Origin of the sequence: Pseudomonas sp. WS 5532, assembly GCF_012985445.1 — a bacterium.
Lineage (GTDB): Bacteria > Pseudomonadota > Gammaproteobacteria > Pseudomonadales > Pseudomonadaceae > Aquipseudomonas > Aquipseudomonas edaphica.
The window spans coordinates 67,263-83,574 of sequence record NZ_JAAQWK010000019.1; the positions used below are offsets into that span (position 1 = coordinate 67,263).

The following is a 16,312-nucleotide window of genomic DNA, read 5'->3' on the forward strand; positions in this document are numbered from 1 at the left end:
CCTGCCGCACCTCAACGCGGCCTGAACGCCAGGGGCAAGGGCATTCAGGCCGTCTGCCGCTCAGACGTGAACAACCGATACCAGAAAATTGCCACTTCGCGGGTTTGCGGGTCAATCCCGCGATAGCGCAATTGATCGATCCCACCCATCACATACCCGCAGCGCTCATACAAACGGCAAGCGCCGAGGTTATTGTTCTGGGTTTCGAGCATCATGCCCGGCAAGTTCTTCTTGCGGCTCCAGAACTGCGCCACATCCAGCAATGCCTTGGCTACACCATGGCGCCGTGCAGGCATGGCCACCGCCAGCTCGTCGACATGGGCAAAACCATTCCAGTTGGTGCTGACCACAATGTGCCCCACCGCGCGATCATCCAGGTACGCCATAAAAATCGCACTGTCGGGAGCATCGCGGAAACTGGCGAACTCTTCCGGGTCGATGCCGTAACACTTGCGGTACGGCAGAATGCGCTCCAGCGCCCATTGGTCGACGCGCTTGCCCATCTCCGGTACGCCATAGGCGCTGACCTCAAAGCTGAAATCATTGCCCCACACGTAGGCGTCAAAGCCTTCGTCGGCGACCCGAACGCTGAGCCCCGGATACTTCGGGTTCATTACAGCTTGCATAAACATCCTTAACCCTTGATGCAATCGACGGTGTAACAACGGCCACTGCCGTCATCTTCGTGTTGCAACCCATGAACATCGGCGACAAAACCGGGGAAACTGCTATCGAACGTACGGGCAAATGCCAGATAGTCGATGATCGAGCGTGTCGACTCGGTAAAGCGCTCGCCCGGCATGATCAACGGGATGCCCGGCGGATAAGGCACCAGCATCACGGCTGCGATGCGTCCTGGCAAGGCGTCAATGGAAACGGCTTCGACTTCACCCCTGACCAGTTGGTCGTAGGCATCGGCCGGTTTCATCGCAATTTCCGGCAACACGGTGTACATCCGCTTGAGGTGCTTGGCGGTGGCGTTGCTGCGGTAACAACTATGCAATTGGTCGCACAGGTCACGCAAACCCAGGCCTTGATAACGTGCCGGGCCTTCTTTGAACACCGAGGGTAAACAACTGGCCAGGCTGGCATTGGCGTCGTAGTTGCGCTTGAACTCCAGCAATTCGGTGAGCAAGGTACTCCATTTGCCTTTGGTAATGCCCATGGAGAACAACACCAGGAAGGAATACAAACCGGTCTTTTCCACCACCAGCCCCCGTTCCCAGAGGAATTTGCTGACCACTGCGGCGGGAATTCCGCAGTCGCTCAAGGCGCCACCGGCGTTGAGGCCGGGCATCACCAAAGTGACTTTGATCGGGTCCAGCAACACATAGTCTTCGGCCACATCGCCAAAGCCATGCCAGTCATCCTGCGGGTGCAACAGCCAATCCGCGGTGGCGACCCGGTCGATGCCGGCCACCGACGGTGGTTGCCAGATGGAGAACCACCAGTCTTCGGCAGCAATATGCTGGCGCAGGTTGGCCAGGGCACGGCGAAAGCTCAGGGCTTCGTCGAACATCTCCTGCAACAGCGAGCGCCCGGCCGGGCCTTCCATCATCGCCGAAGCCACATCCAGCGAGGCGATGATGCTGTATTGCGGCGAAGTGGAGATGTGCATCATGAAGGCTTCGTTGAAGCGGTCGCGGTCCAGCTGGCGCGCGCCACCGTCCTGCACGTGGATCATCGACGCCTGGCTGAAGGCCGCGAGCAATTTGTGGGTCGAGTGGGTGGTGAACACCAGCGGGCTGTCCGGTGTGCGCGAGGTGCCCATGCCATAACGCCCGGCAAAGAATTCGTGAAAGGCCGCGTAGGCGTACCAGGCCTCGTCGAAGTGCAACACCTCGACACTGTTGCCCAGTTGCTGTTTGATCAGTTCGGCGTTGTAGCACAGTCCGTCATAGGTGGAGTTGGTGACCACCGCCAGTTTCACTTTCGCCGGCCGGCCACGGGTCAAGGGGCTGGCTTCAATTTTGGCGCGGATCGACTCGGGGCTGAATTCGCTTAAGGGGATCGGGCCGATAATCCCCAGTTCATTGCGCTCCGGGCACAGGTACAGCGGGATCGCGCCGGTCATGATGATCGAATGCAGCACCGACTTGTGGCAGTTTCGATCCACCAACACCAAGTCATCGCGCCCGACCATGGAATGCCAGACGATCTTGTTGGCCGTCGAGGTGCCGTTGATCACAAAGAACGTGTGATCGGCGCCAAAGTTACGCGCCGCGCGGGCTTCGGCTTCGGCCAAGGGCCCGGTGTGATCGAGCAATGACCCCAGCTCCGGCACCGACACGGACAAGTCCGAACGCAGGGTGTTTTCGCCAAAGAATTGATGAAACGCCTGCCCCACCGGGCTTTTGCGATAAGCCACACCGCCGCCATGGCCGGGGGTGTGCCAGGAATAGTTGGAATCGGCCGTGTGCTGCACCAGCGCTTTGAAGAACGGCGGCAACAAGCCATCAAGGTAGGCGCGTGCAGCGCGAGCCACTTGGCGGGCCAGAAACGGCACGGTGTCTTCGAACAGGTACAGAATGCCGCGCAGTTGGTTGAGCTCGCTCATGGCATCGGCCGGCGCGTTTTCCAGGGTGACCTGCTCGCCCAGGGCAAAGATCGGCAGGTTGGGCGCCCTCACCCGCGCCAGGCGAATCAGCTCGACCATGTTTTGCAGCAGGTGGGTGTTTTCGCCAGCGCCCTCGGCGGCAATCAACATGCACGCCAGGCCATGATGGGTAGAAGCCACCAATCGGCCTTCGGCGTAATCCACCGCAGAAAAAATACTGAAGCCCTCTTGTTCCAACTCCCTGGCGATGCCTCTGACCCTATCACCGGCAACGGTGTCGGCCTTGATGTCACGGTGCACGATAAGAACAGGGAACTTCAGGTCTTTGTACATGAGTGCTTTGAGTCCTGAGGGCTATGCACTCAGGGTAGAAGCTGGGAGGGGATGTGGCGAATGAAGATTTTACAGACGACGCAAATCTACTGTGGGAGCTGGCTTGCCTGCGATGCAGGCACCTCGGTACTTCAGGCACACCGAGTTGATGCCAACGCAGGCAAGCCAGCTCCCACATTTTTTAATCGTGTTCAGCCGTGATTATTGCTGAGTCAGTTGCGACCACAACGCCGGCGCGCCCGCCGACTTGGCAATCGCTTCCAGGCGCGCCGCATGCTCAGCCAGATCCTGCTCGCTGGCACGGATGATGGTGGTCGGCTTGCGATCCGCCGCCAAACGGCGGATTTCCGAAGGACGGTTGCCCGAACCTTCCGCCGAGCCGCTGCCATCGGAAGCATTACCGGCCAGGGACAGGCTGGTCTGCCCGCCGGTCATGGTCAGGTAAACGTCGGCGAGAATCTCGGAGTCGAGCAAGGCGCCGTGCAATTCACGGCCAGAGTTATCAACCCCATAACGTTTGCACAACGCATCCAGGCTGTTGCGCTGGCCGGGGTGACGCTCACGGGCCATCATCAAGGTATCGAGAATCGAGCAGTGCTGGGCGATATCCGCACGCTCGGTCTGCCCCATCAGGGCAAACTCGTTATTGATGAACCCGACGTCGAACGCCGCGTTATGGATGATCAGTTGAGCGCCGTTGATGAACTCGAAAAACTCGTCCGCCACTTCAGCAAAGCGCGGCTTGCCCTTGAGGAATTCATCCGTAATACCGTGGACGCCAATTGCGCCCTCGTCACTGTCACGATCCGGTTGCAGGTAGACGTGAAAGTGACGCCCGGTGAGGCGGCGACCCATCAATTCGACACAGCCGATTTCAATGATCCGGTGACCATCGGTCACCGGCATGCCGGTGGTTTCGGTATCGAGTACAACAGATCGGATGGCCATCAGGGTTCAGCTCTCAACGGTGGTGTGCAGTGTGGTGTGAATCAAGGGGCGCGATGTTAACACGTCAGCCGGCTCAGCTCTGTTTGTAGCCCCGAACTTCATCCACGCCACGGTTGGCCAATTGATCGGCGCGCTCGTTGCCCGGGTGGCCGATGTGGCCGCGTACCCATTTCCAGGTGATGTCATGGCGGTTGCATTGCTCATCGAGGAGTTGCCACAGGTCGGCATTCTTTACCGGCTCTTTGGCCGCGGTTTTCCAGCCGCGCTTCTTCCAGTTGACCATCCACTCGTTGATGCCCTTCATCACGTATTGCGAGTCGGTCACCAACAGCACGTCACAGCGACGCTTGAGTTCTTCCAGGCCGCGAATGGCGCCCATCAGCTCCATGCGGTTGTTGGTGGTGTTGGCTTCGCCGCCCCACAGTTCCTTCTCCACACCTTTGCACACCAGCAACGCGCCCCATCCGCCGGGGCCAGGGTTGCCCTTGCAGGCGCCATCGGTGAAGAGTTCTACGGTATCGGTCATCAGTTGCTCGGTCTTCAATCAAAAAGAGGGGTTACGGTTCGCTCTGCTTGCGGTTGACCTTGGCCATCGGCATCGGCACCAGCTTGCCCATGGGCTGACGCGCGACCTGCCGCACCGGCCGCAGCCCGACCACGATCTTGCGCGCGACCAATAAATAGAAGCCACCGCCCGACAGTTGCCAGGCACCCGCCCGGCGCTCCCAGCCGGCCAGCCGTCCTTGCCACTTGGCAGACGCAAGCGGCGGACGATAGCACCCGAAGCGGCGTTTCTCCAGCGCGAAGCCCAGCAGGTTCAACCAGTCGCCCACCCGCGACGGCGCGATGCAGCGCGCCTGGCGCAGGCCGTCATGGGCGAACACATGGCGCAGGCCCCAACTGCTCCAGGGGTTGATGCCGATGATCAGCAAATGGCCACCTGGGCGCACGCTGCTGGCGGCCTCGCGCAGCAAACCGTGGGGCGACAGGCAGAAATCCAGGCCGTGCTGCAGCACCACTACATCGGCAGCATGTTCGCTCAGCGGCCAGGCCTGTTCCTCGCACACAATCTCGACCCCAGGCAACGGCGCGCCCAGGCGCACATTGCGTTGCACCTGCGGCGCAGCGGGCGGCGTCTGGGCCGACGGGCCGTAGTGCACCAGGTAGCCACCAAAGAACCGGCCCAGCTCGTCTTCGAGCATGCGCCGCTCTTCGTCCAGCAAAAATTGCCCGATCGGCCCGGACAGCCAATCACGGGCTGCGCTGATCAGGGCCAGCCATTCAGGATCGGCCTGGGCGAACGCTTTATCAGTCATTGCATTCTCCAATTCGCCTAGACGTTCTAAGATGCACCAAAGTGTTCAGCTTGGCGAATCGAAGAATGATACAGATCAGTGCCCTGCCCGCCTTCACCGATAACTACATCTGGTTGTTACAAGACCCTGATACCCTACGCTGCGCCGTGGTCGACCCCGGCGATGCCGCGCCGGTGCTGGCCTGGCTCAAGCAAAACCCTGGGTACAGGCTCAGCGACATCCTGATCACCCACCACCACCATGATCATGTCGGCGGCGTCGAACAGCTCAAACATGCAACCGGCGCCAAGGTTTACGGCCCGGCGAACGAAAAGATCCCGGCGCGGGACGTGGCCCTGCACGATAACGCGCGCATCAACGCGCTCGGCTGGGACTTCGACGTTTATAGCGTGCCCGGCCACACCCTCGGCCATATCGCCTATTACCACCAGGGCGTGCTGTTTTGTGGCGATACCCTGTTTGCCGCCGGCTGCGGGCGCCTGTTCGAAGGCACCCCGGAACAAATGCACGCCTCGCTTGCGCGCCTGGCCGCCCTGCCCGCCGACACGCTGGTGTACTGCACCCATGAGTACACGCAAAGTAACCTCAAATTTGCCCAGGCCGTGGAACCGGACAATGCCGATATCGCCGAACGCGTCGAGACCGTCAAGCAATTGCGCGCCCGTGGTGAAATGACACTTCCCTCCAACCTGACCCTGGAAAAACGTACTAACCCTTTCCTGCGTACCGCCGAAACATCCGTTAAACAAAAAGCGGACGAACGGAACGGTCGCGACAACCGCACTGGGGCCGAGGTGTTTGCTAGCTTGAGGGCTTGGAAAGATAAGTTCTAAGCGGATGCAATCTGATACGGAATTTCTGAATGGTTGACCGGAACCAAAGCGCTTTCTAGAATCGCCCGACATTTTTGCCCGGAACTTACTTCCAGCCAATGTCGTCATCTATTCGTAAATCCATTTCTTCAGACGCATTGACCCGCCTGGCTCAAGCCGTGGCGGTGGCCGTTTCCGCGACTCTGGCGGGCTGCCAATCGACCAATTTCGCTGCACAATCCACCGTGCAACCCAAACCCAATCTTGCTGCCAAGATCAAGCAAAAACCTATTTGGCTCTCAGAGAAGCCTAGCCCCGAAGTGCCCCAGGATGTCTGGGAACGCATGCGCCGGGGCTTTCAATTGCAGGACGGCCTGGGTGTGAACCCGCGCATCGAGCAACAACGCTTGTGGTTCGCCAGCAACCCGTCCTTTTTAGAGAACGCCGGAGAACGCGGCAGCCTCTACATTCATTACATCGTTGAACGCCTTGAAGAACGCAACATGCCCCTGGAGCTGGCGCTGCTGCCAGTGATCGAAAGTGCCTACAACCCGATGGCCTATTCGCGCAGCGATGCGGTCGGCCTGTGGCAGTTCATCCCCTCCACCGGGCGCTACTTCAACCTGCGCCAGACCCGCGCCTACGACGGCCGCCGCGATATCACCGCCTCCACCACCGCCGCCCTGGACTATCTGACGCGCCTGCATGACATGTTCAACGGCGACTGGCTGCTGGCCCTGGCGGCCTACAATGCCGGCGAAGGCACGGTCAGCCGGGCGATCGAGCGCAACGAAAAGCTCGGCCTGCCCACCGACTACTGGAACCTGCCCCTGCCCCAGGAAACCAAGGACTACGTGCCCAAGTTCCTGGCGCTGTCCCAAGTGGTGCTGGCCCCCGAGGCCTATGGCGTCAACCTGAGCCCGATTGCCAACACGCCGTACTTCGAAGTGGTTGAAGTCAAGCAAAGCATGGACCTGTCCCGGGTTGCCGCGCTGGCCGAGATCGACGAAGACGAACTGTTCCAGCTCAACCCGGCCCTGAAACAACGCACCACCCTGGACGGCCCGCAGCATTTGCTCGTGCCAAGCTCCAAGGCGCAGTTGCTCACCAGCACCCTTTCGACGATGAAGCCCGAAGAATTGCTGGCGATGCGCCCGAAAAAGCAGGTGTTCGACGAAGTTGAGAGCACACGGGTGGCCGGGCGTACCCGCAACTACAAAGTCCGCAGTGGCGACAACCTCACGCTGATCGCCAAGGCGAACAAGGTCGATGTACATGACCTGCAGCGCTGGAATAAACTCAATGGCCAGGCCCTCAAGGTCGGCCAGACCCTGGTGATGCAGGACACCCGCAAACTGGTGGCCAGCAGCAAGAAACCGGTGCAGTACAAGGTCAAGAAAGGCGACTCGCTGTACATCGTCGCCAAGCGCTTCAACGTCGAGATGCAACATCTCAAGCGTTGGAACCCGCGTACTGGCCAGGCGTTGAAGCCGGGGCAGATGCTGGTGGTTTCCGGGCCGCGCTAACCCCTCAAGAACACTGGGGAGCAAATGTGGGAGCGGGCTTGCTCGCGAAAGCGGTGGCACATTCAACATCTCTGTTGACTGACACACTGCATTCGCGAGCAAGCCCGCTCCCACATTGGATCTCCAGTGGTTTCAGCCACCTTTTTCCAACCGGAACAAGCTGTTACTGTACCGATCATAAAGCCCAAGCCGCCTGGATCGGATCTCTGACTTGAAGCGTCCCCTCCTTCTACTAATAAGTCTGGCCTTGAGCTTTGCTGCGAACGCGACGATTACCGAGAGCCACGGTTACACGCAGTTCGGCACACTCAAGTACCCGGCCAAATTCACCCACTTCGACTGGGTAAACCCTGCAGCGCCCAAAGGCGGGACATTGCGGGTCATGGCATTTGGCACCTTCGATACCCTCAACCCCTACACCTTCAAGGGCACCAGCCCGGTTTCCACGCCCAATTTCCTGCAATACGGCGTCAACGAGCTGAACGAACCGCTGATGGTCGGCACCGGCCAGTACGCGCCGTCCGGTGACGAGCCCACCTCCAGCTACGGGCTGATTGCCCAATCGGTGGAGTACAGCGAGGACCGCAGTTGGGTGGTGTTCAACCTGCGCCCGGAAGCGCGCTTCCATGATGGCAAGCCGATCACCGCTTATGACGTGGCATTTTCCTATCGCACCCTGCTCACCGAAGGCCACCCGCAGTACCGCACCAACCTGCAGGAAGTGGCGCGGGTCGACATTCTCAACCGCCATCGCATCCGTTTTGTATTCAAACGCGCCGGCAACCCACTGCTGATCCTGCGTCTGGGCGAACTGCCGGTTCTACCCCAGCATTACTGGAAGAACCGCGACTTCAAGGCCACCACCTTCGAGCCGCCTTTGGGCAGCGGGCCGTATCGCATCACCAAGGTCACCCCGGGCCGCCAGCTGGTGTTCGAGCGGGTCAAGGATTACTGGGGCAAAGACCTGCCGGTCAACCAGGGGTTCTACAACTACGACAAGGTCGAAGTGGAGTTCTACCGCGACAGCGACGTGGCCTTCGAAGCCTTCAAGGCCGGTGAATTCGACCTCTATATCGAACACCAGGCCAAGAACTGGGCCACTGGCTACAACTTCCCCGCGGTCAACCGCGGCGACGTGATCAAGGCGCAGATCGCCCACCAGATCCCGACCCAGAGCCAGGGCTTGTTCATGAACACGCGGCGGCCGATCTTCAGCCAGACCAAAGTGCGTGAAGCCCTGGGGTTGATGTTCGATTTTGAATGGACCAACCGCACCCTGTTCAGCAGCGCCTATAAACGCACGCTCAGTTACTACCCCAACAGTGAGTTTTCTGCGACCGGCGTGCCAGTGGGGCATGAATGGCTGATGCTCTCGCCCTACCGCGACCAGTTGCCGCCCAACCTGTTCACTCAAGCCTTCAGCCTGCCGCAGACCGACGGCCGCGGCATCCCGCGCGAGACGTTGCGCCGCGCCCTGGCCTTGCTCGGCGAAGCGGGCTGGAAACTCTCAGACCAGCGCCTGCTCGACAGCAAGGGCCAACCGCTGCGCTTCGAGATTCTGCTGGTCAACCCGAACCTTGAACGCATCCTGCAGCCCTACGTCGAAAACCTCAAAAGTATCGGCATCGACGCGCGCCTGCGCACGGTTGACCGGGCGCAATACAAGCAGCGCCTGGATCAGTTCGACTACGACATGATCCTGATCACCCTCAACCAGACCTTGAGCCCGGGCCTTGAGCAGTGGCAGTACTTCCACTCCAGCCAGGCGGCCATCAAGGGCAGCAAAAACTACGCCGGCATCGCCAACCCGGTGGTCGACCACCTGCTCGACCAACTGCTGGCGGCGCAGACCCGCGAAGAACAATTGGCCGCCGGCCGCGCCCTCGACCGGGTGCTGCTGTGGCAGCACTACAGTATTCCCAACTGGTACCTCAACTATCATCGCTTGGCGTACCGCAACCGGTTCGCCTTTGTCACCACGCCGCCCTATAGCCTGGGTTTGAGCGCGTGGTGGCTGAAAGCTTCGGAGAAAGCCCAATGATGACCTTGCGCACCGCCCTGTTTGGCGCCTTGTTAGCGTGCGGCGCAGCCAATGCCGCGCCGCAACATGCGCTGACCCTGTACAGCGAGCCACCCAAGTACCCCGCCGACTTCAAGCATTTCGACTATGTAAACCCCGACGCGCCCAAGGGCGGCACCTTCCGTGAATCGAGCATGGGCGGCTTCGACAGCCTCAACCCTTACATCAGCAAGGGCGTGCCCGCAGACAACCTGCCGCTGATCTACGACACCTTGGCCATGCAAAGTCTGGACGAGCCCGTCACCGAGTACGGCCTGGTGGCCGGCAAGATCGAAAAGGCTCCGGATAACAGTTGGGTGCGCTTCTACCTGCGCCCCGAAGCGCGCTTCCATGATGGCCACCCGATCCGGGCCGAAGACGTGGTGTTCACCTTCCAGGCGCTGATCAAGGACGGTTCGCCGCTCTACCGCAACTATTACGCCGACGTCGAAGAAGTGGTCGCCGAAGACCCGCTGCGTGTGCTGTTCAAGTTCAAACGCACCAATAACCGTGAATTACCGCTGATCCTCGGCCAACTGCCGGTATTGCCCAAGCATTGGTGGGCAACGCGCGACTTTGCCAAGGGCAACCTGGAAATACCGCTGGGCAGCGGGCCGTACAAGGTCGCCGAGGTCAAACCGGGACGCATGGTGCGCTATGAGCGGGTCAAGGATTACTGGGCCAAAGACCTGCCGGTGACCCAGGGCTTCTACAACTTCGATAACCGCATCACCGACTACTACCGTGACAGCACCGTGGCGCTGGAAGCCTTGAAAGCCGGGCAGTTCGACTATTGGCTGGAATTCAGCGCCAAGAACTGGGCCAACGCCTACAACATTCCGGCCGTGGCCCAGGGCCGGTTGATCAAGGAAGAAATTCCCAACGGCAACCCCACCGGCATGCAGGGGTTTGTGTTCAATACGCGCAAACCGATGTTCCAGGATGTGCGGGTGCGCAAGGCCATCAGCCTGCTGCTGGATTTCGAGTGGAGCAACAAACAGCTGTTCAATGGCGCCTACACCCGCACCCGCAGCTACTTCGAAAACTCGGAGATGGCCGCCACCGGCCTGCCCGGCCCGGCGGAAACCGCCATCCTGGCGCCGTTTCGCGACAAGCTCCCCGCCGAAGTCTTCACCCAAGCCTTCGAGCCGGCCAAAACCGACGGCAGCGGCATGATCCGTACCCAGCAGCGTGAGGCTTACCAGCTGTTGCAGGAGGCTGGCTGGAAGATCGTCGACGACAAGATGGTCGACGCCACCGGCAAGCCGGTAAACATCGAGTTTCTGTTGACCCAGACCGATTTCGAACGGGTGCTGCTGCCCTTCAAGCGCAACCTGGCAGACCTTGGGATCAACCTGGTAATCCGCCGCGTTGACGTTTCGCAATACATCAACCGCCTGCGCTCGCGGGACTTCGACATGCTGGTAGGCAGCTTCCCGCAGTCCACCTCGCCGGGTAACGAGCAGCGCGAATTCTGGTCGTCCGCCGCCGCCGACAAATCCGGCAGCCGCAACTACATGGGCCTCAAGGACCCGGTGGTCGACCAACTCGTCGAAGAACTGATCAACGCCGACTCGCGCCAAAGCCTGGTCGACCATGCCAAGGCGCTGGATCGGGTCTTGCAGTTTGGCTACTACGTGATTCCCAACTGGCACATCAAGACTTACCGCGTGGCGTACTGGGATCACTTGGGCCACCCCAAAGTCCCGCCACGTTACGACGTCGGCACGGCCACCTGGTGGGCCAAACCTGCCGTCGACACTGTCCAGAACGCCGATCCGGCGAGCGGAGGCGATTAAATGCTGGCCTATATTGTTCGCCGCCTGTTGCTGATCATCCCCACACTGTTCGGGATCCTGCTGATCAACTTCATCATCATCCAGGCCGCCCCCGGTGGCCCGGTGGAGCAGATGATCGCCAAGCTCGAAGGGTTCGACGGCGCCACCAGCCGCATTGCCGGTGGCGGCGCCGAGGTCTCGGTGGCCGGTTCCAGCTACCGCGGCGCCCAGGGCCTGGACCCGGCGCTGATCAAGGAAATCGAAAAGATGTACGGCTTCGACAAGTCGGCGCCGGAACGCTTGTGGATCATGGTCAAGAACTATGCACGACTGGATTTTGGCGACAGCTTCTTTCGCGACGCCAAGGTCATCGACCTGATCAAGGAAAAGATGCCAGTGTCCATCTCCCTCGGGCTATGGAGCACGCTGATCATGTACCTGGTGTCGATCCCGCTGGGCATCGCCAAGGCCACGCGGCACGGTAGCCACTTTGACGTGTGGACCAGTTCGGCGATCATCGTCGGCTATGCCATCCCGGCGTTTTTGTTCGCGATCCTGCTGATCGTGGTGTTTGCCGGCGGCAGTTACCTGGACTGGTTCCCCTTGCGTGGGCTGACGTCCAACAACTTCGAGGAACTGAGCGTAGGCGGCAAGATCCTCGATTATTTCTGGCACCTGGCCCTGCCCGTCACCGCGTTGGTGATCGGCAACTTCGCAACCATGACCCTGCTGACCAAAAACAGCTTCCTCGACGAAATCAACAAACAGTATGTGGTCACCGCCAAAGCCAAGGGCCTGACCAACCACCGCGTGCTTTACGGCCACGTGTTTCGTAACGCCATGCTGCTGGTAATTGCCGGTTTCCCCTCGGCGTTTATCGGGATCTTCTTCACCGGCTCGTTGCTGGTCGAGGTGATCTTTTCCCTCGACGGCCTGGGCCTGATGAGCTTTGAAGCGGCGATCAACCGCGATTACCCGGTGGTGTTCGGCACGCTGTTTATCTTCACCCTGCTGGGGCTGATCGTGAAACTGATCGGCGACCTCACTTACACCCTGGTCGATCCGCGCATCGACTTCGCCAGCCGGGAGCATTGAGATGAACCTGTCCCCCCTCAATCGCCGCCGGTTCGAGCGTTTCAAAGCCAACAAACGTGGCTGGTGGTCGCTGTGGCTGTTCCTGATTCTGTTCGTGCTCAGCCTGGGCGCCGAGTTGATCGCCAACGATAAACCGCTGGCAGTCCATTACGACGGTGGCTGGTATTTCCCGGCGCTTAAACGCTACCCGGAGACCACGTTTGGCGGCGAATTCCCGCTGGAGGCCAACTACAAAAGCCCGTATATCCAGGAACTGCTCAAGGCCAAGGACGCCTGGACGCTGTGGGCGCCCATCCCGTTCAGCTACCAGAGCATCAACTACGACCTGAAAGTCCCCGCGCCAGCGCCGCCGTCTTCGGTGAACCTGCTGGGCACCGACGACCAGGGCCGCGATGTGCTGGCGCGAGTGATCTACGGCTTTCGTGTGTCGGTGCTGTTTGCCCTGACGCTGACCGTGCTCAGCTCGATCATCGGCGTCATCGCTGGCGCCTTGCAGGGTTTCTATGGCGGCTGGGTCGACCTGGCCGGCCAGCGTTTCCTGGAGATCTGGTCGGGTTTGCCGGTGCTGTACCTGCTGATCATCCTCGCCAGCTTTGTGCAGCCCAACTTCTGGTGGCTGCTGGGCATCATGTTGCTGTTTTCGTGGATGAGCCTGGTGGACGTGGTGCGCGCCGAGTTCCTGCGCGGGCGCAACCTGGAATATGTGCGTGCCGCCCGAGCGCTGGGCATGCAGAACGGCGCGATCATGTTCCGGCATATCCTGCCCAATGCCATGGTCTCGACCATGACGTTCATGCCGTTCATCCTCACCGGTGCCATTGGCACCCTCACCGCCCTGGATTTTCTCGGTTTCGGCCTGCCGGCCGGTTCGCCGTCCCTGGGCGAACTGGTGGCCCAGGGCAAATCCAACCTGCAAGCGCCGTGGCTGGGCATGAGTGCGTTTGCCGTGTTGGCGATCATGTTGAGTTTGCTGGTGTTTATCGGCGAGTCCGCTCGCGATGCCTTCGACCCGAGGAAATGAGATGAATCAGGACAATCTGATCGAAGTCCGCGACCTCTGCGTCGAGTTCGTCACCGGCGAGCATCATCACCGCGTGGTCAACAATGTCAGCTTCGATATCAAGCGCGGCGAAACCCTGGCGCTGGTCGGCGAAAGCGGCTCGGGCAAATCGGTGACCGCCCACTCGATCCTGCGCCTGTTGCCCTACCCGCTGGCGCGGCACCCGGCCGGCACCATCAGCTATTCCGGGCATGATCTGCTGACCCTCAAAGAGAAAACCATCCGGCATATTCGCGGCAACCGCATTGCGATGATCTTCCAGGAGCCAATGACCTCGTTGAACCCACTGCATTCGATCGAGAAGCAGATCAACGAAGTGCTCGGCCTGCACAAAGGCCTGACCGGTAAAGTCGCGACCCGGCGCACCCTGGAACTGCTTGAACTGGTGGGCATCCCCGAGCCGCACAAGCGCCTCAAAGCCCTGCCCCACGAACTGTCCGGCGGCCAGCGCCAGCGGGTGATGATCGCCATGGCGTTGGCCAACGAGCCCGAACTGCTGATCGCCGACGAACCGACCACGGCCCTCGACGTCACCGTGCAATTGAAGATCCTGGAACTGCTCAAAGAGCTGCAGGCCCGGCTGGGCATGGCATTGCTGCTGATCAGCCATGACTTGAACCTGGTGCGGCGCATCGCCCATCGTGTGTGTGTGATGCAGCAGGGTTGCATCGTTGAACAGGCTGATTGCGAGACGCTGTTTCAGTCGCCCCAGCACCCTTACACCCAGGAACTGCTGGCGGCGGAGCCCAGCGGTGGGCCAGCCAGTAACGAGGTCGGGCCGCCACTCCTGGAAGTCGACGACCTGAAGGTCTGGTTCCCGATCAAAAAGGGCTTTTTGCGCAACACCGTCGATTACGTCAAGGCGGTGGACGGCATCAACTTCAGCCTGCCCCAGGGCCAGACGCTGGGCATCGTCGGTGAAAGCGGCTCGGGCAAGTCCACCCTGGGCCTGGCGATTTTGCGCTTGATCGCCAGCAAAGGCGGGATTCGCTTTGAAGGCCAGCAACTTGACCGCTTGACTCAGCAACAGGTGCGCCCGCTACGGCGGGAGATGCAGGTGGTGTTTCAAGACCCGTTCGGCAGCTTGAGCCCGCGGATGTGTGTGAGTGAGATCGTTGGCGAAGGGTTGCGTATCCACAAGATGGGCACGCCGGCCGAGCAGGAAGTGGCGATTATTGCAGCGCTCAAGGAAGTGGGCCTGGACCCGGAGTCGCGGCATCGTTACCCCCATGAGTTTTCCGGTGGGCAGCGTCAACGCATTGCCATCGCCCGTGCCTTGGTGCTCAAGCCCCGCTTGATACTGCTCGATGAACCGACGTCCGCGCTGGACCGCACGGTGCAGCGGCAAGTGGTGGAATTATTGCGGGGGCTGCAGGCCAAGTACAACCTGACGTACCTGTTTATCAGCCATGATTTGGCGGTGGTGAAGGCCTTGAGTCACCAGTTGATGGTGGTCAAGCATGGGCAGGTGGTGGAACAGGGGGACGCGGCGGGGATCTTTGCGGATCCGCAGCATGCTTATACGCGGCAGTTGTTGGAAGCTGCGTTTTTGGTGCCTGCTGTTGTGGTTTGATCGTGTACATATCCGTTATTTAAGTAACGGCGGCCTATGCTTCCGCTCTTACAGCGGGTCACTTTTGCAAGGACCGGAATGCCGGCCCAGTCAAAAGTAACCAAAAGGTCCTCGCCCCAACACTCGGTGCCTCGCTATGGCTCGGCATGCCCGCAATCCGACAGTGATTTGGGGGGCCGCCGCGATGGGCCATCCTTGGCCCAGCGCGGCTAAACCGGCATCCCTGCCGGTTTACCCCCCAAATCCCTGTCAGATTCCGGCCATCGTGTTTAACGGGGCGATTTCAGATCAAGATCAAGATCAAAAGCGCAGATCAAAAGACCGCTGACTTCGTCATCGAAAAGGATGTAAGAGCCGGAGCAACAGCAACAGCAACAGCAACAGCAGAGCCATACTCGATCAAAGGTGGGAGCTGGCTTGCCTGCGATGGCATCAACTCGGTGTACCTGATACACCAAGGTGTCTGCATCGCAGGCAAGCCAGCTCCCACAGAAAAGCAGATCTTCAGTGTATGCAAATCCGCTTTCGCCTTTCGCTTTTGATTCAACCACTCAGGTCGGCTTTCAGGCCGCCGTGCTGTAGATCTTGATCTTGCTTTTGATCTGAGGCGCCCCGTTAACCACGATGGCCGAACGCAGGCTTGAATCCGTGGGTAACCCGGCAGGACGCCGGGTTAGCCGCGCTGGGCCAAGGATGGCCCATCGCGGCGGCCCACGGATTCAAGCCGGAGTGAGGGCACACCGAGCATTAGCGAGGTGCCGAGTGGTGGGGCGAAGACCTTTTGGTTACTTTTGGGGCGTTTGCCAAAAGTGACCCGCCGTAAGGGCGGAACCCTAAGTGGCCGTTACCGCAGCAACGGATATGTACTCAATCAACCCAACCCAACCCACCACAAGATGGAACTTTGCCAACAAAAAACCACCTGAATCCGGTAGGCTCACCCTTTTTACTTCAAGGAGTTACCCCCATGGCCAAAGCCACCGCCCGCCACATCCTCGTTTCCACCGAAGACAAGTGCAACGAACTCAAGGCCCAGATCGAAGGCGGCGCCGATTTCGCAGAAATCGCCAAAGCCAACTCCAGCTGCCCATCCAGCCGCGACGGTGGCAACCTGGGTTCGTTCGGCCCAGGCCAGATGGTCAAGGAATTCGACACCGTCGTCTTCAGCGCCCCCGTCAACACCGTGCAAGGCCCGGTAAAAACCCAGTTCGGCTACCACCTGCTGGAAGTCACCAGCCGCCAGGACTGATCCCGT

At 60.2% G+C, this 16,312-nt stretch carries 13 protein-coding genes; 8 read left to right on the forward strand and 5 right to left on the reverse strand.

Annotation, left to right across the window (positions count from 1 at the left end):
- Window positions 1–44: 44 nt before the first annotated feature.
- From HBO23_RS25920 to HBO23_RS25940, 5 genes are all read right to left on the reverse strand, one after another.
- Window positions 45–626, reverse strand: coding sequence for a GNAT family N-acetyltransferase (locus HBO23_RS25920; RefSeq protein ID WP_026013697.1), 582 nt, complete (start codon window positions 624–626; stop codon window positions 45–47).
- An 8-nt stretch (window positions 627–634) separates the two neighbouring features.
- Complete coding sequence (locus tag HBO23_RS25925; RefSeq protein WP_170040260.1) at window positions 635–2,890, reverse strand: arginine/lysine/ornithine decarboxylase; 2,256 nt, start codon at window positions 2,888–2,890, stop codon at window positions 635–637.
- Between the two features lie 201 nt (window positions 2,891–3,091).
- On the reverse strand, window positions 3,092–3,832 hold the full coding sequence (dnaQ, locus tag HBO23_RS25930) for a DNA polymerase III subunit epsilon (RefSeq protein ID WP_170040296.1): 741 nt from the start codon (window positions 3,830–3,832) through the stop codon (window positions 3,092–3,094).
- A 79-nt stretch (window positions 3,833–3,911) separates the two neighbouring features.
- A complete protein-coding gene (rnhA, locus tag HBO23_RS25935) occupies window positions 3,912–4,364 on the reverse strand; it encodes a ribonuclease HI (protein ID WP_017136932.1) in 453 nt (150 codons plus the stop codon).
- A 31-nt stretch (window positions 4,365–4,395) separates the two neighbouring features.
- Window positions 4,396–5,154, reverse strand: coding sequence for a methyltransferase domain-containing protein (locus HBO23_RS25940; RefSeq protein WP_017136933.1), 759 nt, complete (start codon window positions 5,152–5,154; stop codon window positions 4,396–4,398).
- Window positions 5,155–5,219: 65 nt separating this feature from the next.
- Between HBO23_RS25940 and gloB the strand changes: the two genes are divergently transcribed.
- The 8 genes from gloB (at window position 5,220) to HBO23_RS25980 (ending at window position 16,306) form a co-directional block, all read left to right on the forward strand.
- Entirely contained in the window at window positions 5,220–5,987 is a 768-nt protein-coding gene (gene gloB, locus HBO23_RS25945; RefSeq protein ID WP_170040262.1) for a hydroxyacylglutathione hydrolase, read from the forward strand.
- A gap of 98 nt (window positions 5,988–6,085) precedes the next feature.
- A complete protein-coding gene (locus HBO23_RS25950; protein ID WP_056859491.1) occupies window positions 6,086–7,492 on the forward strand; it encodes a transglycosylase SLT domain-containing protein in 1,407 nt (468 codons plus the stop codon).
- 211 nt (window positions 7,493–7,703) lie between these two features.
- The gene (locus HBO23_RS25955) at window positions 7,704–9,533 is read left to right on the forward strand and encodes an extracellular solute-binding protein (protein ID WP_017136935.1); all 1,830 of its coding nucleotides are present in this window, start codon (window positions 7,704–7,706) and stop codon (window positions 9,531–9,533) included.
- Entirely contained in the window at window positions 9,530–11,350 is a 1,821-nt protein-coding gene (locus HBO23_RS25960) for an extracellular solute-binding protein (protein ID WP_170040265.1), read from the forward strand. The genes HBO23_RS25955 and HBO23_RS25960 overlap by 4 nt, the downstream gene beginning before the upstream one ends.
- Window positions 11,351–12,424: a microcin C ABC transporter permease YejB gene (locus HBO23_RS25965; RefSeq protein WP_058422335.1), complete on the forward strand. Its 1,074-nt coding sequence runs from the start codon at window positions 11,351–11,353 to the stop codon at window positions 12,422–12,424.
- A gap of 1 nt (window position 12,425) precedes the next feature.
- Window positions 12,426–13,445 carry an ABC transporter permease gene (locus HBO23_RS25970; RefSeq protein WP_012723835.1) on the forward strand — a complete coding sequence of 340 codons (1,020 nt, stop codon included), beginning with the start codon at window positions 12,426–12,428 and terminating at the stop codon, window positions 13,443–13,445.
- Window position 13,446: 1 nt separating this feature from the next.
- On the forward strand, window positions 13,447–15,057 hold the full coding sequence (locus HBO23_RS25975; RefSeq protein ID WP_170040268.1) for an ABC transporter ATP-binding protein: 1,611 nt from the start codon (window positions 13,447–13,449) through the stop codon (window positions 15,055–15,057).
- Window positions 15,058–16,024: 967 nt separating this feature from the next.
- On the forward strand, window positions 16,025–16,306 hold the full coding sequence (locus HBO23_RS25980; protein ID WP_010210937.1) for a peptidylprolyl isomerase: 282 nt from the start codon (window positions 16,025–16,027) through the stop codon (window positions 16,304–16,306).
- The last annotated feature ends 6 nt before the right edge of the window (window positions 16,307–16,312 follow it).